Origin of the sequence: Stenotrophomonas sp. AB1(2024) (assembly GCF_037482345.1) — a bacterium.
GTDB lineage: Bacteria > Pseudomonadota > Gammaproteobacteria > Xanthomonadales > Xanthomonadaceae > Stenotrophomonas.
Window position 1 is genome coordinate 752,482 of sequence record NZ_JBBHKO020000001.1, and the last position, 17,904, is coordinate 770,385.

Sequence of the window (17,904 nt, forward strand, 5' to 3'; positions counted from 1 at the left end):
TGCAGCCTGCTAGGGAACATACTCGAACAGCGAGTTCCAGCCACGGGCTGCTGCCTGCTCCTCCATACGCGCCGCATGCACCTGGCGAAGCTGGAACTGGACGGGCGCCCCATCTGGCGCTTCCACGGCACCATACATTTCAGCCAGGGTCTCCTGCGCTTCGCGCACCGGCGCGCGGCTGGACAACCTGCTGAAGTGGCGGGAGGTAAACAGACGGGCCAGCCACTCGTCGAACCACGCCACGTTGTCGAATGACATCAGACCGAAATTCGGGTCGTACAGCAGGAACTGGCGCTGGTGGTTGGCCGCCACCCGCACCGCACAGCTCATGCTGTGGCGGGAGCCGCTGAGGATGAACTGGCTGCTTTCAGGTGTATCGGCCAGGAACCGGGCCAACTCCGTGGTGCTGATCAGCGACGGGGCCGACAGTGATCCAGGCAACAATGCCGCGCCCTGCGCATCGCGCACCATCTCGCGTACGTTGGCGGCAATGTTGCTGGTCGGCCGTTGGATCGTCCGGCGCAGCTGGTTCAGCAGTGCTGTCTCCTCCCTCTGCGCCAGGGCAACGGCCATGATGCGCGACAGGCCCGAGCACAGCCCGGCCGTGCCCGATGCGCTTTCCTCGGCAAGCAGCGCCTGCGAGGCAGAAATGAAGTAGCCGCCGGATTCGCTCATGGCATCCCCCACCGCAGCATTGACCACCGTATAGCGTTCGGCGCTCAATGCGTTGTCCAACCGCGTGATCACCCTCGACAATGCCCCCTTCTGCACCGGGTCCAGGCCGCCAGACACGAACAGCGCCTTCATGCGCTCCACCGAGGTCGCATCGCCCAGCGTTTCGGGCACCACCACCCGTTCCCAGTGATCCTTGCCCCACTTGAAATCCAGTGCGCTGCTGCTCACCGAGCGCGACCGCAACCGGTCCTCATGCGCGGCCAGCGCGCCTCGATAACTGCTGTCGGCCGAAACCTTGCGCCCCCCTCCGTTGGGCGCACCGCCGCGCAACCCCACATCGCTGTGCGGCTCCCACAATCCGCCGGCGTTCAAACGTACTGGCTGGTGATAGAAGCCCCCTGCGGGGTGGCGCAGCCGCCAGGTGTCGTGGGCCCGGTCGAAGAAAACCTCGTAGGTACCGCCGGCCTGCTGGATGTACTGCTTGCCCAGGTAATGCATCACGCCATTGTCGGCAGCACGGGGGCCAGCCACGGTCAGCGATTGTGCATAGCGCGCAGCAACGTGCTGCAGCGGGTCTGCCTCACCTTCCCCTATCCTGACCTGCACTGCCGGCTGCAGCCGCGTCCCGTCACTGGCGGCAAGCGCAGCGGTGCGGCCGGTGACCAACGGCGCCGAAAGCGCCAGCCCGAACAGGCCCGTCGTCGCCGCAGCAGCGCCCGCCCGCCGCTCCTGTTCGCTGTCGCCATCCACAGCCTGCTCCACGCCCAGCCCCAACTCCAGGGCCGAACCTATCGCCACAAGCGGCAACAACGCCGGCATGACCACACTGGCCAGCCCCGCCGCCTGGTCGAACCGCGCCAGGCGGTCGATCCAACGGTGCCGGAACGACTCCCAGGGCGAGGTAATCAGTGTGACTGCATCGCGGCGCGAGCGTTCGCGCAACCGTTCCACCCATCCAAGCGAAGGATCACCTTCGATCGGTGAACTCACAGGCCCGCTGCCGAACATGGCCGAGCCGCCACCACCGAGTGTGCTGTGTACCCCGTTGGAGAACCAGCCGTCCTGCAGGTCCGCCAGGTCAAAAGCGGATTCGATCCATGCACGTCCGTCTTCGGTCGCCGCTACCTGCTCGAACCAGCCCTTCAAGTCCTGGTCATGGGGAAATTCATGGAAACGGTGGCCATCATGCGCGCAATACAGCAACACCTCTGGCCCGCGGTCGTCTGCAATGTGAAGCAGGGTGGAGCCGATACCATGGATGCGCAGCCAGCCCGCGCGCGCCCCGTTGGCCGGCCGCAGTGGGACCGACGGGTCCTGTGCCAGCGTCCGGTCGAGGTTGCCGAAGGCAGCCAGCGCCAACTGCATGCCACGCCGCGACAAAGAACCTTCGGCGTGCTGTTGCCAGCTGGAAAACAGATAGGAACCGCGCGCGGTGGTCAACAACTCGCGCTGCTGCGTTCGCCAGAATTCGTCCAGCGCCGCCAGGTATTCGCCCTGGAAATCGAGCTCCCGGACGATGGCCAGGAACTGGTCGGCCTGGAGGCCTTGCACCTCATTGTTCTCATCGAAAACAACACTTTCCGGGCTGGTGTACAGGCCCACCCAGGGGGCGTCGCGGTCGCTGAATGCTTCCGCGCGCGTCATCGCACAGTAGGCGAAGCTGGCCGAGCGCAGCCTCTGTCCAGCACTGTGCACCCATCCGCTGAGGGTCTGCGTGCTGGGCGTGCCACCATTGAAGGCCACGATGTAGCAGCGGCTACTGTTCATGGCAAACCGGTAACGGCGCATGATCTCCTCGTCCAGGCGCCTTTCGATGAACGACGCCAGTTGCGGATAGCGTATTCCCAGCAGGTCGCGTCCCGCAGCGAGCGCATGCAGCCAGCGTGCATCCTCCAGGTCGGTGTTGTGCAGGGCGCTGGCCGTATCACGGGGCACCCGCGCCAACCAGTGCACGCCCTCATTGCCAACCAGCTCGCCAGCAGAGCGCGTGGTGAGCTCACCCGAGGCAGCCAGTACCGGTACCGACACCGGCATGTGCAACTGCGTCAACTCGCGCTCCAGGGCATTGAATGCATGGCGCCGGGCGGCCGCCGATCCAGGCCCCCGGTCGCCCAGCTGTGCCAGCCGCAACTGCAGTTCATGATCGAACAGCACGGCGCGGAAATCGCCCTTGATGACCTCACCCAGCGCAATCGGCAGGGCGCCATGTTGCCAGTACGTGTGCTGCGCGGCGGGTACCCAGCCGGGAAGCCGGTGCCGCGCTTCCTCCTTCAGTTGATTCAGCGCAGCCCCGGTCGAGGAAAATGCCTCCAGCAACGGTGTTCGCGATGGACTCAGCAGCAGCGCTGTGGGATCAGGGTGGTCAACAGAGCGCGCAGCACATACGAGCAGCACGCCGTGGAGGAGAACCGGCGCATGCCCGTTTACCGTGGCCGTCAGGAGATGCACCTCGATGTTCCGGGTCGGGACAGGCAAGCCGTTGCCAGTGACGTCGGCGTGCACGTTGAACCTGGCGGGTGCGCGCAGCAGTTCAAACACTGCTTGTGCCGCATCGTCGCGCAACTGCCCGGCGGCATTGAGCAACACCGCCGCGCCGGACACCCTGCGCGACATCGCCTCGATGTAACGATCGCGCACGGCCGCCACATGACCGTTGGCGGTATTTGCCGCAAGATCGCCGTAGCGCGCTTCGAAAGCGGCCAGGTAATCACGTCCGGCCACCGCCTGGTTGAACTGGTCCAGCGTCAGATTCGAACACTCCTGTTCGGGAAAGTAGGTTTCAGGGGCAGCCTTGTAGTAGAGGCCCGAATGCAGGGCGTCGGTCTCGGGCGGCAGCAGCGCCGCGCCGATCAGCATATGGGTGCTCACCAGTTCACTGCGTACCCGCTGGTCAGGCGGCAAGTGCCGATGCCGGTTTCGAAAAGCCGCACCGGGGGGGCGCAACTGCCCGGCCTCCCACTCGGCACGGGTCTGGCTCAGGGCGAATGTGTTGAGATGCACCTGGCCGGGATCCACCGATTGCCCGGTAAGGTTCTGGATATCCGATGCCACCGCCTGGGACAGGTGCATGTCGAGCTGCGGCAGGTCACTCTGGACGAGCTTCAGTGCCAGTTCTGAAAACGCCAGGTCGCGCCAGGCCGACACCAGGCGCGAATGCTGCACCGTCGCGTTTTCACCCATTGACCGCACCCAGGTCAGCATGCGCGCACGGACAAGATCCAGGGTGGTGAGGTCACCACGGCCATGCGGCGTGGTTTCGTGAGCCGGCGTCGGGGAAGGTGTTTGCCGTGCCGCCATCACCAGGCGCCGGCTGGCCGCCTGGAGCGCGCTGCGCTCCAGCGGCTGCAACGCTGCCTCCGCACTGCGGGTCGCCGGTGGCGATCGGGGGGATCGGCGCCGCCGCGCGGCGGCGTCCACACGGGGCGATTCCATCCACTCACCCTGCTCCGCAAGCAGCGTCAGTACTTCGCGGGCCACCTCATTGGCCAGCAACGCTGCGTAAACCTCCTGGGCCAGCGTTGCCGGATCCTCCCCCAGCGCAGCATGCACCCGCTGCCACAGTGCGTGCCAGACGGTGCCGTGGCCTTCAACCGCAACCACTGTGTCCAGCAGATCGATCACCGCTTCAATCCTGCCTCCTGACGCTGCGGGCTCTCCATCTGCTGGCGCGGACATCCAGTGCCAACCTGTTACTGCCAGACCCAGACCACTGGCGACCAGTCCACCGGCCAGCGCCAGCAGGCTGCGCCCGCCTCGCGGAACCGCTGCAGACGCGACCGACGGCGGCCACACCGTGCAGTCGGAATGGGCCACTGCAGGCGGGGCCAGGACTGTCGTGATCGCGGTTGCTGACGGCCACAGGGCGCTCTGGTCGTGCCCGCGGACGGCCCACCCGCGGGCCAGCAGCGCCTGCATGCCGGGCACTGCGGAGATGGCAAACAGCAGGGCATCGGCCAGCGCCTGGCGCACGCCCGGCGCACGCTTCGCCGCCAGGTCCGCGCGTTCGGCCACCGACAACAACCTCTGAGCCAACCGGTCGCCTTCGCCACCACCGGTTGCCAGCAGCGGTTCGGCCGGACCACCCGCGATCCGGTCCAGTGCAGCCAGCACGGCTGCGCGCTGGGCGTCGGAGATCAGCGCACGCTGGTCGACATCGACTTCATTGAACAACGCCGGCAGTGCGGTGCGTGGATCGATGGCGGTGCCGTCGATGGCGGCCATCGCGCCTGCCTGCGCCAGCGCGCGCTCGCGCTGCCCTTCCGGCAACGCCGGCAGCCAATGCAGCAACTGCTGGCGCGCGATGCCACGCTGCGTTGCGGGCATCGCCTCCTGCAACTGCTGCGCCACCACGACGCAGTCGCGTACGCCACATGCCCGTTGCGCATCCAGCGCTGCATTCCATTCGCGGCGTGAAAGGCCAACCGGGCGGTACAGCGCGTCGCGCATCGACGCAAGCAGTGAATTGCGCCTGGCTACCGCATCGGTCAACTGCGCACGCAGTGGCGCGCACTCCACTTCCCAGGCGACGCGCGGCAAGGTCAGCAACGCCATCAGGCAGGCGCGCCAGGCCGCACGTTGCGCCGAAGGCAGCGCGCGCGACAGCAATCGGCACAACGCGTCGTCCACCAGCGCCTGCGCCATCGGGGCGGCCAGCGCGGTGCGGTGGAACCCGGGCTCCAGTGTCAGGAAGAAGTGCGCATCCAGCGGCCCCTGCCGCAGCGCCGCCGACAACGCCTCCAGCTCCTGCCGGGGCACACCGCTCACCCACAGGCTGCGATCGAGCGGATACGGCGCGGTGTTGCCGATGGCCAACGGTACCGTCGCGGTGTGGTTGTTGCCCATCGGCAGGGTGGCCGGGCGCGACGCGGCGCGGTCGGCCTGGGACGGTGATATCTGGGTCAGGTTTACCAAAGTCGTGTGGTGGTATTTCGGAGGGCTGAAACCTAGCGCGATCTACGGCTATTACCAGCCCACCCTTGTGCCGTCTGGGCCTGATCGTCCGCCACCTTGCCGGAAGCGTCGCCGGCAACGGTGGTTTGCGTCATCGCCGTCACTTCAGGCTTGCGCCAAGCTCGTACCAGTCGATGCGTCGGGTGATCCACATCGCCGTGGCCAGCACCGCGAACAGCAGCAGCGAGCCCATCAGCAGCGCGTTGTTCTCCGAGACCAACAAGCCATAGAGCGCGCCATACAACACGGTGAGCATGCCGGCGAAGCCCAGGCCACGCACCCAGCTGCGCAGCACCCCGGACAGGTAAACCGCCTGCAGTCCGATACAGGCCACCGCCGACACCACGTAGGCCACCCAGAACGGAATATGCTCGGACAGGCTCAGCAGCAGCAGGAAGAAGATCGCTAGCGCCAGACCGACCATCAGGTACTGCAGCGGGTGGATGCGCAGGCGCTTGATCAGCTCGAACAGAATGAAGCCCACGAAGGTGAGGACGATGAACAGGATGCCGTATTTGCTGGCGCGGTCTGCCTGGGTGTAGATGTCGACCGGGTTGACCAGTTCCACGCTCACCGTTTCCGGCTCCACGTCGCGGTCGCCGCGCAGCTGGCGCTGTGCTTCCGACGCCAACGAGGACACCGCCCACTCCGCCTCGAAGCCCTTTTCGCCGACCTGGCGTTCATTGGGCAGGAAGCTGCCACCGAACAACGGGTGCGGCCACGGCGAGCGGATCGCGATGCGGCTGTCATCGCCTACCGGCACCACCGCCAGCGAGCGGGTGCCGTCGAGCACCAGCGACAGGTCCACCGTGGTGGCCTTGAGCATGCCCCCGGCACGGTCGGCGAAGCCCTGCATCGGCACGTGCAGGCCCTTGCCGATGCCGCTGACATCGCCGATGCCCGGCTGCAGGGTGAGCGCCTCACCATCCACCTTGAGATCGGGCGAACCGACCAGCCCACGGACATCGGCAATCCCTACCGCCAGGAACGGCGTGCCATACACCCGGCCCGCTTTGACCGGGTAGTCATCGTCGCTGAAGGCGGCGCTGACCTTGGCCTTCCAGGTGTAGACCGGCACGCGGAACAGGCCGACCCGGCGCTCGTCGGGCTGCATGCCGCCATCGACCACCAGCGTCGACGGCATCTGCAGCCAATAGCTCTGCTCTACCTGCGTTTCAATCTTCTTGGTGCCAGCCGCGTCGACCACTTCGACCTGGCGGGTGTCGGTCCACGGCACCACCCGGATCGGCCCGGTCAGCGTCTGCGCGCCGGCCCGGCTCTGCGCCACGCGCAGGTAGGCCTGGTCGCGGTACGCCTCGCGCTCGCTGATCACGCCCTTGATCATCATCAGTGGAATCAGCAGCAACAGGATCAGCCCGCCCACGATGGCGAACCGCAACAGCATCTTCAGGGATTTCATCACCCGTCCTCGGTTGGGAAGGGTGCCAGCTTCAGCCCCGCCGGTGTGCGGGGTTTGTGTTGTATTTGAAGCCAATGTGAAGCGTGGCGACCGCCCCCCCACCCTCACGGTTGCGCAGCTCGACCCGTCCGCCGTGCAGGCGCGCCACCTCCTGCACGAACGACAGCCCCAGCCCGGAGCTGCGCAGCCCGGTGGCCGGCCGCGCCAGCGAATAGAAGCGTTCGAACACCCGCCCCAGCGCATATTCCGGCACCCCGCTGCCACGGTCGGCCACGCGCAGCACCACGCCGTCTCCCTCGCGCGATGCGCCGAGCTGGATCCGGCTGCCGGGGCTGGAGAAGGCCAGCGCGTTTTCCAGCAGGTTGTTCAGTGCCTGGCGCAGCAGATAGCCATCGCCCTGGAGCTCCAGGCCCTCGCCCACCTCGATGTCCACCGCGACCGCAGCGGCCTGCGCGCGCACCGCCACCGCATCGGCTGCGGCCTGCAGCAGCGGCACCAGCGCGATGCGCTCGCGCTTCTGCAGCCAACCATGCTGCTCCACTTCGGCCAGCGCCAGCAGCTTGTCGATGGTTTCGGTCAGGCGCTGTTCCTGGCCCTGGATGCTGCGCGCGAAATGCACGCGGTCGGCATCGGGCAGCGGCTCCTGCAGCAACTCGGCCGCGCCACGGATCGCCGCCAGCGGGCTTTTCATTTCATGGGTCAGCGACTGCACGTACTGCTCCACATACGCCTTGCCTTCCAGTTTGCGGCGCATGGTTTCCAGCGCCTGGCCCAGGTCGCCGATCTCATCGCGGCGCGGCTTCGGTGGCGACACCGGCTCGCCGGCACTGACCGCCCTGGCGTAGCGGTTGAGCCGGTTCACCCCATGCATCAGCCAGCCGGTCATCAGCAGCCCGACCAGGGCCGACAGCCCGATCAGCCAGGCCCCGCGCTGCAGGATGGCGCGCTGGCTGGCGGCGATGAACGGATCGATGCTGCGGTTGGGTTGGGCCAGGCTGAGCACGCCGATCAACCTGGCCGGATCGGCCGGGTCATGGATCGGCGCGGCCACGTGCATCACCGAATGCACCTCATCGCCGGGGGTTTCCGGGCTGGAGCGCGCCCCATACTCACCGCGCAGGGTGCGGTAGACATCGTTCCAGCGCGAGTTGTCGCGGCCGATGTCCTGCCCGGTGGAGTCGTACACCACGATGCCGCGGGCATCGGTGATGGTCACGCGGTAATCGAGGCTGCGCTTGGGAAAGCGCCACACCATCGCCTTGGGATCGCGCCGCTGCGCGCGGGCCAGGTTGGCCACGAACGGGCCATTGCGGATGTGCCCGGCCTTGAGGTCGGCCGCGGCCATCTCCGCCAGCACGTTGGCCGCATCCACCAGCGTGGACTCCATTGCCTGGCGCACCCCGGGCTTCACTTCGTTGACAAAGACGCGCATTACGAAGAACGCGGCAATGCCCACGATCAGGAAGAAGCCCAGGAACAGTTTCAGCCCCAGCCGCACGCTACACCTCCAGCGCGTAACCCACGCCGCGATGGGTGCGGATCGGGTCGGGATCTGCCCCGGCGGCACGCAGCTTGGCGCGCAGGGTCTTCACATGGGTATCCACGGTGCGGTCGGCGCTGTCGGCATCGGTGTCCCAGCCGCGGTCCATCAACTGGGCCCGGCTGAGGATCGCGCCGGGCCGCTGCAGCAACGCGGCCATCAGCGCGTACTCGTAGCGGGTCAGCTCCAGCAGCTGCTCGCCGAAGCGGATTCGGCGGCCCTCGCGGTCGATCGCGAAGCGGCCATGCTGCTGCCAGCCTGCGGCCTCCGTGGCGGTCGGTGCCGAAGCGCGGCGCAGCCGCGCCCGCACCCGCGCCACCAGCTCGCGCGGTGAGAACGGCTTGGCCACGTAGTCGTCCGCGCCCAGTTCCAGGCCCAGCACCCGGTCGAACTCGTCATTGCGGGCGGTCAGGAAGATCACCGGGACGTCGCTGAAGGTGCGCAGCGTACGGCACACCTCGAAACCGCTCATGTCCGGCAGGCCCACGTCCAGCACCACCACATCCACCGGCTCCTGGCGCAGCAGCTGCAGCGCCTGCCCGCCCAGCAGGCAATGGCGCGCCCCGTAGCCCTCGCTGCGCAGCGCATACAGCACGGTATCGGCGATGGCGGCTTCGTCTTCGACGACCAGGACGTTATGCAGGGGGCGGTTCATGCGCGCAGCATAGCCGCTGGGGCCGCCGCCCCGTACACTGCGCCGATGAATTACCGCCACGCCTTCCATGCCGGCAACCACGCCGATGTGCTCAAGCACATCGTCCAACTTGCCCTGCTCGACACCTTCAAGCGCAAGGACAGCCCGTTCTTCGTGCTGGACACTCACGGCGGCGCCGGCCGCTACCTGCTGGCCAGCGAGGAAAGCCGCAAGACCCTGGAGGCCGAGGAAGGGGTGATGCGGCTGATGGCCCAGCCCAGCCTGCCGGCCGTGGTCGAGCGTTACCTCAAGGCGGTGCAGGCCGACAACCCGGTGGGCGCGATGATCAGCTACCCCGGCTCGCCGCTGCTCAGCGCGCAGACCCTGCGCGCGCAGGACCGCATGGCGGTGTGCGAACTGCAGGACGCCGAAGCCGCCTCGCTCAAGGCCCTGTTCGCCCACGACAGCCGGGTGGCGGTGCTTCACGCCGACGGCTACGCCCAGAACAAGGCGCTGCTGCCGCCGAAGGCCAACGGGGTGAAGATCGGCCGCGGCCTGGTCCTCATCGACCCGCCCTACGAGGGCCAGGATGCCGAGTACCAGCGCATCCTCGCTTCCGTCAGCGAGATCCTGGCGCGCTGGCCGCAGGCCAGTTTCGCCATCTGGTTCCCGATCAAGCAGCGCCGCACCATCCTGCACTTCCTGCGCAAGGCCTGCGCCCTGCCGGTGAAGTCGGTGCTTACAGTAGAACTACTGGTTCGCCCCGATGACTCCCCCCTTCGGCTCAACGGCAGTGGCATGCTGTTGCTCAACCCGCCCTGGCAGTTCGACCAGGTGCTGGCCCCGGCCATGCCCGCGCTGAAGCAGCATCTGGGCGAAGCCGGCGCCAGTACCCGGCTGCAGTGGCTCAAGCAGGCCGAGTAGCGCCGCGCCCGCCCATTGATCGGGCGTGAGCATTTCGTTCACGGAACGCGCCCCCCGGGATGCGAGAATCCGAAGACCACCAAGGAACCACCGGTATGGCTACCCGTAACCGCATGCCGCCCTGGCACGAAATTTTCAAGACTCCCAGCGGCCACGAGCTGTTGATCCGTCCGATCCGTCCCGAGGACGGTCCGCCGCTCAAGGAGGCCTTCAGCCTGTTCGGGCCGGAGGAAGTCCGCGATCGCCTGACGCAGTCGGTCAAAGAACTGTCTGACGAGGCGGCGCATCGGCTGACCCATCCCAACCCCAAGACCGAGATCACGCTGGTCGCCGGGGAGAATCTAACCGCAGGTGAAGCCGTCGTGGGCGCGCTGGCGCGCGCCTCCATCAACCCCGGCACGCGCGAAGCCGAGTACGCCATCCTGATCAGCCGCTTCCTCATCGGCCAAGGCCTGGGCCGGCAGCTGATGCGCAAGCTGGTCAAGTGGGGCCGGGGCAAGTACCTGGACCGCCTGTATGGCGACGTGCTGGAAGAAAACGTGCCGATGAAGCAACTGGCCGCGTCGCTGGGCTTCAAGGTCGTACCGCATCCACAGGGTACGCCGGGGCTGGTGCGCATGGTGTTGGAGCTCGATCCTGAGCGCTAGCGCCTGCCGCTACCGACAGGTACCTACCCAGGCGACACGTTGGTAGTGTCCTTCGGCGGGGAATCTGGTGCATTGCCTTCACGCCCCTGCCACCCACAGTAGGTCAGCAGCGCCAGCGCCGAGAGCGGCAACAGCCAGCGCCATCGGCGGGTGCCCTCGTGCCGCGCCGCATCGCGCTCCTGCGTAGCCGGGGGCTCTGCCTGCTCACACGCGCGGACCAGGGGCTCCAGGTCGGTCGGCATGGCCATCGGTAGAATGCCACCGGGCGTTACCGCCCGAACCAGCAGTGGAACGGCTGCGGCCAGCATCCCCCCAACTACGGATTCCCGCAGCCCGGTTCTTTCCGCAATGACCCGCATATCCGCCGCACCCAGGGCGTGCTTCATTTCGTTGCCGTTGGTGTAGCGCATGTTCGGATGGCCTCCCATCCAGGAGTCGAACACATCTCCAAGGCCGATGGTGCAGAACTTCTCCCGAAACGCCATGAATCCTCCCGGCTCCGCGAACATGAAGCCGGCAAGCACGCCAATGAGCGTTCCGGCCTTGTCGCCCAGCCCGGATACCCGCGTTACATCCTCAATCAAGGTCCCGACAGGTGACATCAGGATCATCTCCGTTGGTAAGTAGCTACGACACAGGTGGCCCGCCCCACCGCCCCCTGCAATGACGGGGGAGACATTGCGCAGGTATCGATGTGACGGGCCGCAGGTCTGTTCCGAATGCACAGGACTCAATCACCGTGCAGAAGTACGCGATACCGGGCACCGCTCCCGGTACCGCGCACCCTTGCTGCAACCGCTTGTCAGTCCCTCAGCGCTTCCGCCAGCGCCTCGCTGAACGCCGGAAGATCCTTGGTGTGCCGGCTGGTGATGATGAGATCGTCAACGACGACCTCCCGGTCCACCCACGTGCCACCCGCCGCAGCCACCAGCGCCTGGTGCTTGGGGTCGGACGTTGCCTTGCGGTCTTTGACCAGTTCGGCCGCGACCAGCACCGGTACCCCCTGACTGGTCGCACCGACCGGCTTGCCGGAACGCTCAATCGTGCGCAGAAAATCCCAGACGGGCTGCAGCGCCGCGATTTCGCCACCGCCACTGACCACCACCGCGTGATAGTCCTTGTGATCGGCAGCCGCCAAGGATGTATCAACCTTGTACGTTTCCTTGGTGTCGGTGACGAGCAGGTCCGGGCCTGTTGCAATGACGCTGATCTGTGCGCCCATGCCGCGCAACTCCTGCATCGGCTTGGCCAGGTGCGAATGCTCCACACCGTGGCCGGCAATGAAGGCGATGTGCTTGCCCTTGAGGCGGGTCTGCATGTTCGAAATCCTCTTCGTTGTGGTGGAGGCGTCATGGTGATGACGCATCCATGATGCTTTTGTGGTCACAACGTCGAAAATTAATGATGACGCAATCAACTTTATTTACACCAGCCTTTCACCACGGGCGTCGCAAATAACGCGATTTCAGGGGCGAAATGACCAACGCGATGTCCATGCGTCGCTTTCGACAACATCGCGTGCGCAGCAATACGCAGTTCCGGTCACACAATCGACCAATAGGCGAATGCATTTTCAATCAATTTCGTGAACTTGATTTACAACATCAATCCAATGCCTCGCATGGAGGCTGAAGACCACCCCGCATCGGCGGGGCACCGAAAATAGGAATGCATGCAACGCAGGGCGTCCGCCTGGTGTGTAGCGTCCAACCGTCCGCACGCGGACAGACCGAAGTGACGCATATGTACGCCTTCCCGTGCCCGGCCCCAGCGGACCGCCTGCTGCGGATACCGTGGCGCGACCTCATGACGGAGGAGTCAGCATCATGTCTGATTATATCTTTGGTGTAGCGCAACCCAGGTTCGACACGACGGGTATCGCAGCAATAAAGTCAAAGAGCGGCAGCTATCTCCTGTACAGCCACAGTGCAGTCAAGAACGACCCACATGCCGTAAGCAACGCATACAGAATTCCCAGCAACCAATCGGTGGCCTTCACTCCGCATAAAGGCGGGAGGGATGGCGGACAGGTCATCAGTGACTGGGCCAGCGATGTCTATTTACTCCCCGCAGAGTACAGCGCAAATCTGCACACGAAGCTTAAGAATATCAAGCACATGCAGGTGATTGAGATATGGATTCTGAATGGACTCCACACTTCGCTTGCCGGGCCCGTAGACGTATTGAAGACATTGAATGACGGCAAGAGCGTGGCTAAAAAATTCAAGGTAATCATCGACCTGATGGGAACAACCGAAGGCAACATCAGGGAATTCATTTCCAGGAACGTACAGGGCGTTGCCCCTGGCGAGATCGATCTGCACGAATTTTACCAGCACAACCACCTGTGCCTGGAAGACAAGTGGCACCACTTCTGCTTCCACTCCACTCACTGAGTTGAGTTCAATCCCAGTTCGATACACTAGACCGAGGACGAACCATGCGACCGCCGGATTTCATATTGGATATCAGCAGCGGCGACCAAGCTGCCATCTATAGAAGTTGGAAGCTGATCATGACCTCCCTGGGCAACCTGCTGCGCGAAAGAAACTCCCCTCGAATTGAGCTTGAGAATGTTCCACTGGACAGCAATGGCGCTACCGACCGGAGGGTAGGCGAAGCAAGAAGGGCGCTGCTGCCCAGCCAGAACGAATATGCGCTGATCCAGCTGATTGGCGAGGATGGTGTAAGTGCGACACTGGTATTGTCACTGCACGACCTGTACGTCAACGGATTCATACTGCACAACATGAGTCCATCCAACTTTGACATAAGTGACGTAGGCAAATTGCAGGAACTTGAGGCCAGCAAGAACATCAAGAGCGCGAACGCGGACTTCCATGACATCCGCAAGAAGTTCCCGAACCAGATGAATACCCAGGACAGCAACATCTACTTCAGGTTCACGGACGCGGCCATCGCTTCGATTGAAGGTGCGACAACCTATACGCTTCCTTACGAGTCTCGTTATCCGCAGACTGTGAGCGAAGGCAAGTTCGCCCTTGGCATGAATGAATTCCAGTTCGCCATCTCGTATCCGACCATGGGTGCGCGGTACTGGCGCACATTCTTCTCGCACATGCAGGAAGTATTGACTCCAATCCATACCCTCGCAATCATGATAAGCGAGTCGGCCAGATTCGTAACCATTCGAAACCTGGTGAACAGATTATTGCGGGACGGCGTCAGCGAGAATCTGAGCGCCTATGACGCGAAGCTGATCAAATCATGGGATACCTTGTCGAAGCAGGTGCATAATTGCGTGACCCAGTCCGAGGCGGGGCCTTCGCGAAGGTACACGCTTGATGTGAATAGAAACCTTCCGTCGCCCATCGTCATTGAACGAACCGCCAACCGGTCGGACGATGTAACCATCACGAATGTACTTGGCCTGCTCCTGATTGTTGCGCTGTTGAGCCCTTTCCCCAGTTGAACCGGGCATGGCCCATGCGCACTCCATGCTGGGCGTTCACTTTCGCGGTGTTTCAAGGCCCCCGCGCATCCACAGGGCACGCCCGGGCAGGTGCGCGGGGGCTGGAACCCGATCCAGGGCAACAAGGGACATCCCGTGGCGGTCTGCTAAAATCGACCGCTCATGTCACCCACCTCCTATCCCGCACCGCCGCTGCCCCGTTCCGGCCAGCTCCGCGCCTGGTGGCGCGCTCCCGCATCGCCCACGGCGCTGGCGTGGCATCTCGCCCGCGCCGCGCAGATCCATGACGGGCCATTGCTGGTCATCGCGCGCGACAATCACGGCGCCAACCAGATCGAGTCGGACCTGCGCACCCTGCTGGGCAGTGCGTCGGACCTGCCAGTGGCGGCCTTCCCGGATTGGGAAACGCTGCCTTACGATGCCTTCAGCCCGCACCCGGACATCATTTCGCAGCGACTGGCCGCGCTGCACCAGCTGCCGACGCTGCGCCGCGGCATCGTAGTGGTGCCGGTGCAGACGCTGCTGCAGCAGCTGGCACCGCTCAAGTACATCATCGGCGGCAGTTTCGACCTGAAGGTCGGCCAGCGCCTGGACCTGGATGCGGAAAAGCGCCGGCTCGAGGCCGCCGCCTATCGCAACGTACCGCAGGTGATGGACCCGGGCGATTTCGCCGTGCGTGGCGGTCTGCTCGACGTGTTCCCGATGGGGGCCGACGCGCCGTTGCGGATCGAGCTGCTTGACGAAGACATTGATTCGATCCGTGCGTTCGATCCGGAAAGCCAGCGCTCGCTGGACAAGGTCGATGCGGTGCGCATGCTGCCCGGCCGCGAGGTGCCGCTGGACGAACTGAGCGTGTCGCGGGTGCTGGCCACCCTGCGCGAGCGCTTCGATGTGGATACCCGGCGCAGTGCGCTGTATCAGGATCTCAAGTCCGGGCTGGCGCCGGCCGGCGTGGAGTACTACCTGCCGCTGTTCTTCGACGGGACGGCCACCCTGTTCGACTACCTGCAGCCCAATGCACTGCCGGTGATCGCGCCGGGCGTGGGCGAAGCCGCCGCATCGTTCTGGGCACAGACCCAGAACCGCTACGAGCAGCGCCGCCACGACGTGGAACGCCCGTTGCTGGCCCCGACCGAGCTGTACCTCAGCCCCGAGGGCCTGAGCGCCCACTTGAACACGCTGCCGCGCATCGAGGTCTGGAACAGCGACCACCCACGCATCGACGAGGCCCAGGCGCTCGGCGACCAGCCGCTGCCGCCGCTGCCGGTGGCCGCGCGCGATGCGCCGGCCGGCGAGGCGCTGAAGTCCTTCCTGGGCCATTACCCGGGGCGGGTACTGATCGCCGCCGATTCGCCGGGCCGCCGTGAGGCGTTGCTGGAAGTACTGCTGTCGGCGGAGCTGAAACCACCGGTGGTGGCCGACCTGCCAACCTTCCTGGCCGATTCGACCCAGCGTTTCGCCATCACCGTTGCGCCGCTGGAAGACGGCTTCGCCCTGGACGCACCGCCGCTGGCGGTGCTGACCGAGCGCCAGCTGTTCCCCGAGCGCGCCGGCCAGACCCGGCGCAGCCGCCGCGTCGGACGCGAGCCCGAAGCGATCATCCGCGACCTGGGCGAGCTCACCGAAGGCGCGCCGATCGTCCACGAAGACCACGGCGTGGGCCGCTACCGGGGATTGATCGTGCTCGATGCCGGCGGCATGCCCGGCGAATTCCTGGAAATCGAATATGCCAAGGGCGACCGGCTGTATGTGCCGGTGGCCCAGCTGCACCTGATCAGCCGCTACTCCGGCGCCTCGCCGGAAACCGCACCGCTGCATTCGCTCGGCGGCGAACAGTGGAGCAAGGCCAAACGCCGGGCCGCCGAAAAGGTCCGCGACGTGGCCGCCGAGCTGCTGGAAATCCAGGCCCGCCGCCGCGCGCGCGCCGGCCTGGCGCTGCATGTGGACCGCGCGATGTACGAGCCGTTCGCGGCCGGCTTCCCGTTCGAGGAAACCCCCGATCAGCTCGCGGCGATCGACGCCACCCTGCGCGACCTGGCCAGCAGCCAGCCGATGGACCGCGTGGTCTGCGGCGACGTCGGCTTCGGCAAAACCGAAGTAGCCGTGCGCGCCGCATTCGCGGCGGCCAGCGCCGGCAAGCAGGTCGCCGTGCTGGTGCCGACCACGCTGCTGGCCGAGCAGCACTACCGCAACTTCCGCGACCGGTTCGCCGATTGGCCGCTCAAGGTGGAAGTGCTGTCGCGCTTCAAGAGCACCAAGGAGATCAAGGCCGAGCTGGAGAAGGTGGCCGCCGGCACCATCGACGTCATCATCGGCACCCATCGCCTGCTGCAGCCGGACGTGAAATTCAAGGACCTGGGCCTGGTGGTGGTGGACGAGGAGCAGCGCTTCGGCGTGCGCCAGAAGGAAGCGCTGAAGGCGATGCGCGCCAACGTGCACCTGCTGACCCTGACCGCCACGCCGATCCCGCGCACGCTCAACATGGCCATGGCCGGGCTGCGCGACCTGTCGATCATCGCCACCCCGCCGCCGAACCGGCTGGCGGTGCAGACCTTCATCACTGCCTGGGACAACGCGCTGCTGCGCGAAGCGTTCCAGCGCGAACTGGCGCGTGGCGGCCAGCTCTACTTCCTGCACAACGACGTGGAAAGCATCGGCCGCATGCAGCGCGACCTTGCCGAGCTGGTGCCCGAAGCGCGCATCGGCATCGCCCACGGGCAGATGCCCGAACGCGAGCTGGAACGGGTGATGCTGGATTTCCAGAAGCAGCGCTACAACGTGCTGCTGTCGACCACGATCATCGAATCGGGCATCGACATTCCCAACGCCAACACCATCATCATCAACCGCGCCGACCGTTTCGGCCTGGCCCAGCTGCACCAGCTGCGTGGCCGCGTCGGCCGTTCGCACCACCGCGCGTACGCGTACCTGGTGGTGCCCGACAAGCGTTCGATGACCCCCGATGCCGAAAAGCGCCTGGAAGCGATCGCCTCCATGGATGAGCTTGGCGCCGGCTTCACCCTGGCCACCCACGATCTGGAAATCCGTGGCGCCGGCGAGCTGCTGGGCGAAGACCAGAGCGGGCAGATGGCCGAAGTCGGCTTCAGCCTGTACACCGAACTGCTTGAACGCGCGGTGCGCAGCATCCGCCTGGGCAAGCTGCCCGACCTGGATGCGGGAGAGGAAGCGCGCGGTGCCGAGGTCGAACTGCATGTGCCGGCACTGATCCCGGACGACTACCTGCCCGACGTGCACACCCGCCTGACGTTGTACAAGCGCATCAGCAGCGCACGCGACAGTGCCGAGCTGCGCGAGTTGCAGGTGGAGATGATCGACCGCTTCGGGCTGCTGCCGGATGCCGCCAAGCATCTGTTCGCGGTGGCAGAGCTGAAACTGCAGTGCAACGCGCTGGGCATCCGCAAACTGGAGCTGGGTGAGAATGGCGGCCGCATCGTGTTCGAGTCCCAACCGCGCATCGACCCGATGGCGGTGATCCAGATGATCCAGAAGCAGCCCAAGCTGTACATGATGGACGGCCCGGACAAGCTGCGCATCAAGGTGCCATTGCCCCTGCCGGAAGACCGCTTCAACGCGGCCAAGGCGTTGTTGACGACGTTGGCCCCGGGATAACGCGCGCAACCCGCACCGCCTGGGCCGGCCAACGGCCGGCGCTACCGTCCC

11 protein-coding genes are annotated in these 17,904 nt (G+C 65.5%); 5 read left to right on the forward strand and 6 right to left on the reverse strand.

All coding sequences use genetic code 11. The features are described from left to right. Positions 1 to 9: 9 nt before the first annotated feature. From WIX41_RS03560 to creB, 4 genes are all read right to left on the reverse strand, one after another. Complete coding sequence (locus WIX41_RS03560; RefSeq protein ID WP_339445789.1) at positions 10 to 5,586, reverse strand: dermonecrotic toxin domain-containing protein; 5,577 nt, start codon at positions 5,584 to 5,586, stop codon at positions 10 to 12. Between the two features lie 139 nt (positions 5,587 to 5,725). Then, entirely contained in the window at positions 5,726 to 7,045 is a 1,320-nt protein-coding gene (creD, locus tag WIX41_RS03565) for a cell envelope integrity protein CreD (protein WP_339445790.1), read from the reverse strand. A gap of 31 nt (positions 7,046 to 7,076) precedes the next feature. Then, the gene (creC, locus tag WIX41_RS03570; protein ID WP_339445791.1) at positions 7,077 to 8,543 is read right to left on the reverse strand and encodes a two-component system sensor histidine kinase CreC; all 1,467 of its coding nucleotides are present in this window, start codon (positions 8,541 to 8,543) and stop codon (positions 7,077 to 7,079) included. 1 nt (position 8,544) lies between these two features. Beyond that, positions 8,545 to 9,240, reverse strand: a complete 696-nt coding sequence (creB, locus tag WIX41_RS03575; protein WP_339445792.1) for a two-component system response regulator CreB — start codon at positions 9,238 to 9,240, stop codon at positions 8,545 to 8,547. Positions 9,241 to 9,285: 45 nt separating this feature from the next. Between creB and WIX41_RS03580 the strand changes: the two genes are divergently transcribed. Together WIX41_RS03580 and WIX41_RS03585 are read left to right on the forward strand one after the other, a co-directional pair. Then, positions 9,286 to 10,143, forward strand: coding sequence for a 23S rRNA (adenine(2030)-N(6))-methyltransferase RlmJ (locus WIX41_RS03580; RefSeq protein WP_339445793.1), 858 nt, complete (start codon positions 9,286 to 9,288; stop codon positions 10,141 to 10,143). A 95-nt stretch (positions 10,144 to 10,238) separates the two neighbouring features. Then, a complete protein-coding gene (locus WIX41_RS03585; RefSeq protein ID WP_339445794.1) occupies positions 10,239 to 10,790 on the forward strand; it encodes a GNAT family N-acetyltransferase in 552 nt (183 codons plus the stop codon). A 23-nt stretch (positions 10,791 to 10,813) separates the two neighbouring features. Here the strand turns inward: WIX41_RS03585 and WIX41_RS03590 are convergent, their stop codons facing one another. Together WIX41_RS03590 and WIX41_RS03595 are read right to left on the reverse strand one after the other, a co-directional pair. Next, a complete protein-coding gene (locus WIX41_RS03590) occupies positions 10,814 to 11,401 on the reverse strand; it encodes a YidB family protein (protein ID WP_339445795.1) in 588 nt (195 codons plus the stop codon). 191 nt (positions 11,402 to 11,592) lie between these two features. Then, entirely contained in the window at positions 11,593 to 12,108 is a 516-nt protein-coding gene (locus WIX41_RS03595; protein ID WP_339445796.1) for a DJ-1/PfpI family protein, read from the reverse strand. Between the two features lie 508 nt (positions 12,109 to 12,616). Here WIX41_RS03595 and WIX41_RS03600 point away from each other — a divergent pair. The 3 genes from WIX41_RS03600 to mfd all read left to right on the forward strand — a co-directional run bounded on the left by WIX41_RS03600 (position 12,617) and on the right by mfd (position 17,853). Continuing rightward, on the forward strand, positions 12,617 to 13,186 hold the full coding sequence (locus WIX41_RS03600; RefSeq protein ID WP_339445797.1) for a hypothetical protein: 570 nt from the start codon (positions 12,617 to 12,619) through the stop codon (positions 13,184 to 13,186). A gap of 65 nt (positions 13,187 to 13,251) precedes the next feature. After that, positions 13,252 to 14,223, forward strand: coding sequence for a ribosome-inactivating family protein (locus WIX41_RS03605; protein WP_339445798.1), 972 nt, complete (start codon positions 13,252 to 13,254; stop codon positions 14,221 to 14,223). Between the two features lie 162 nt (positions 14,224 to 14,385). Next, on the forward strand, positions 14,386 to 17,853 hold the full coding sequence (gene mfd, locus WIX41_RS03610) for a transcription-repair coupling factor (RefSeq protein ID WP_339445799.1): 3,468 nt from the start codon (positions 14,386 to 14,388) through the stop codon (positions 17,851 to 17,853). Positions 17,854 to 17,904 lie beyond the last annotated feature (51 nt).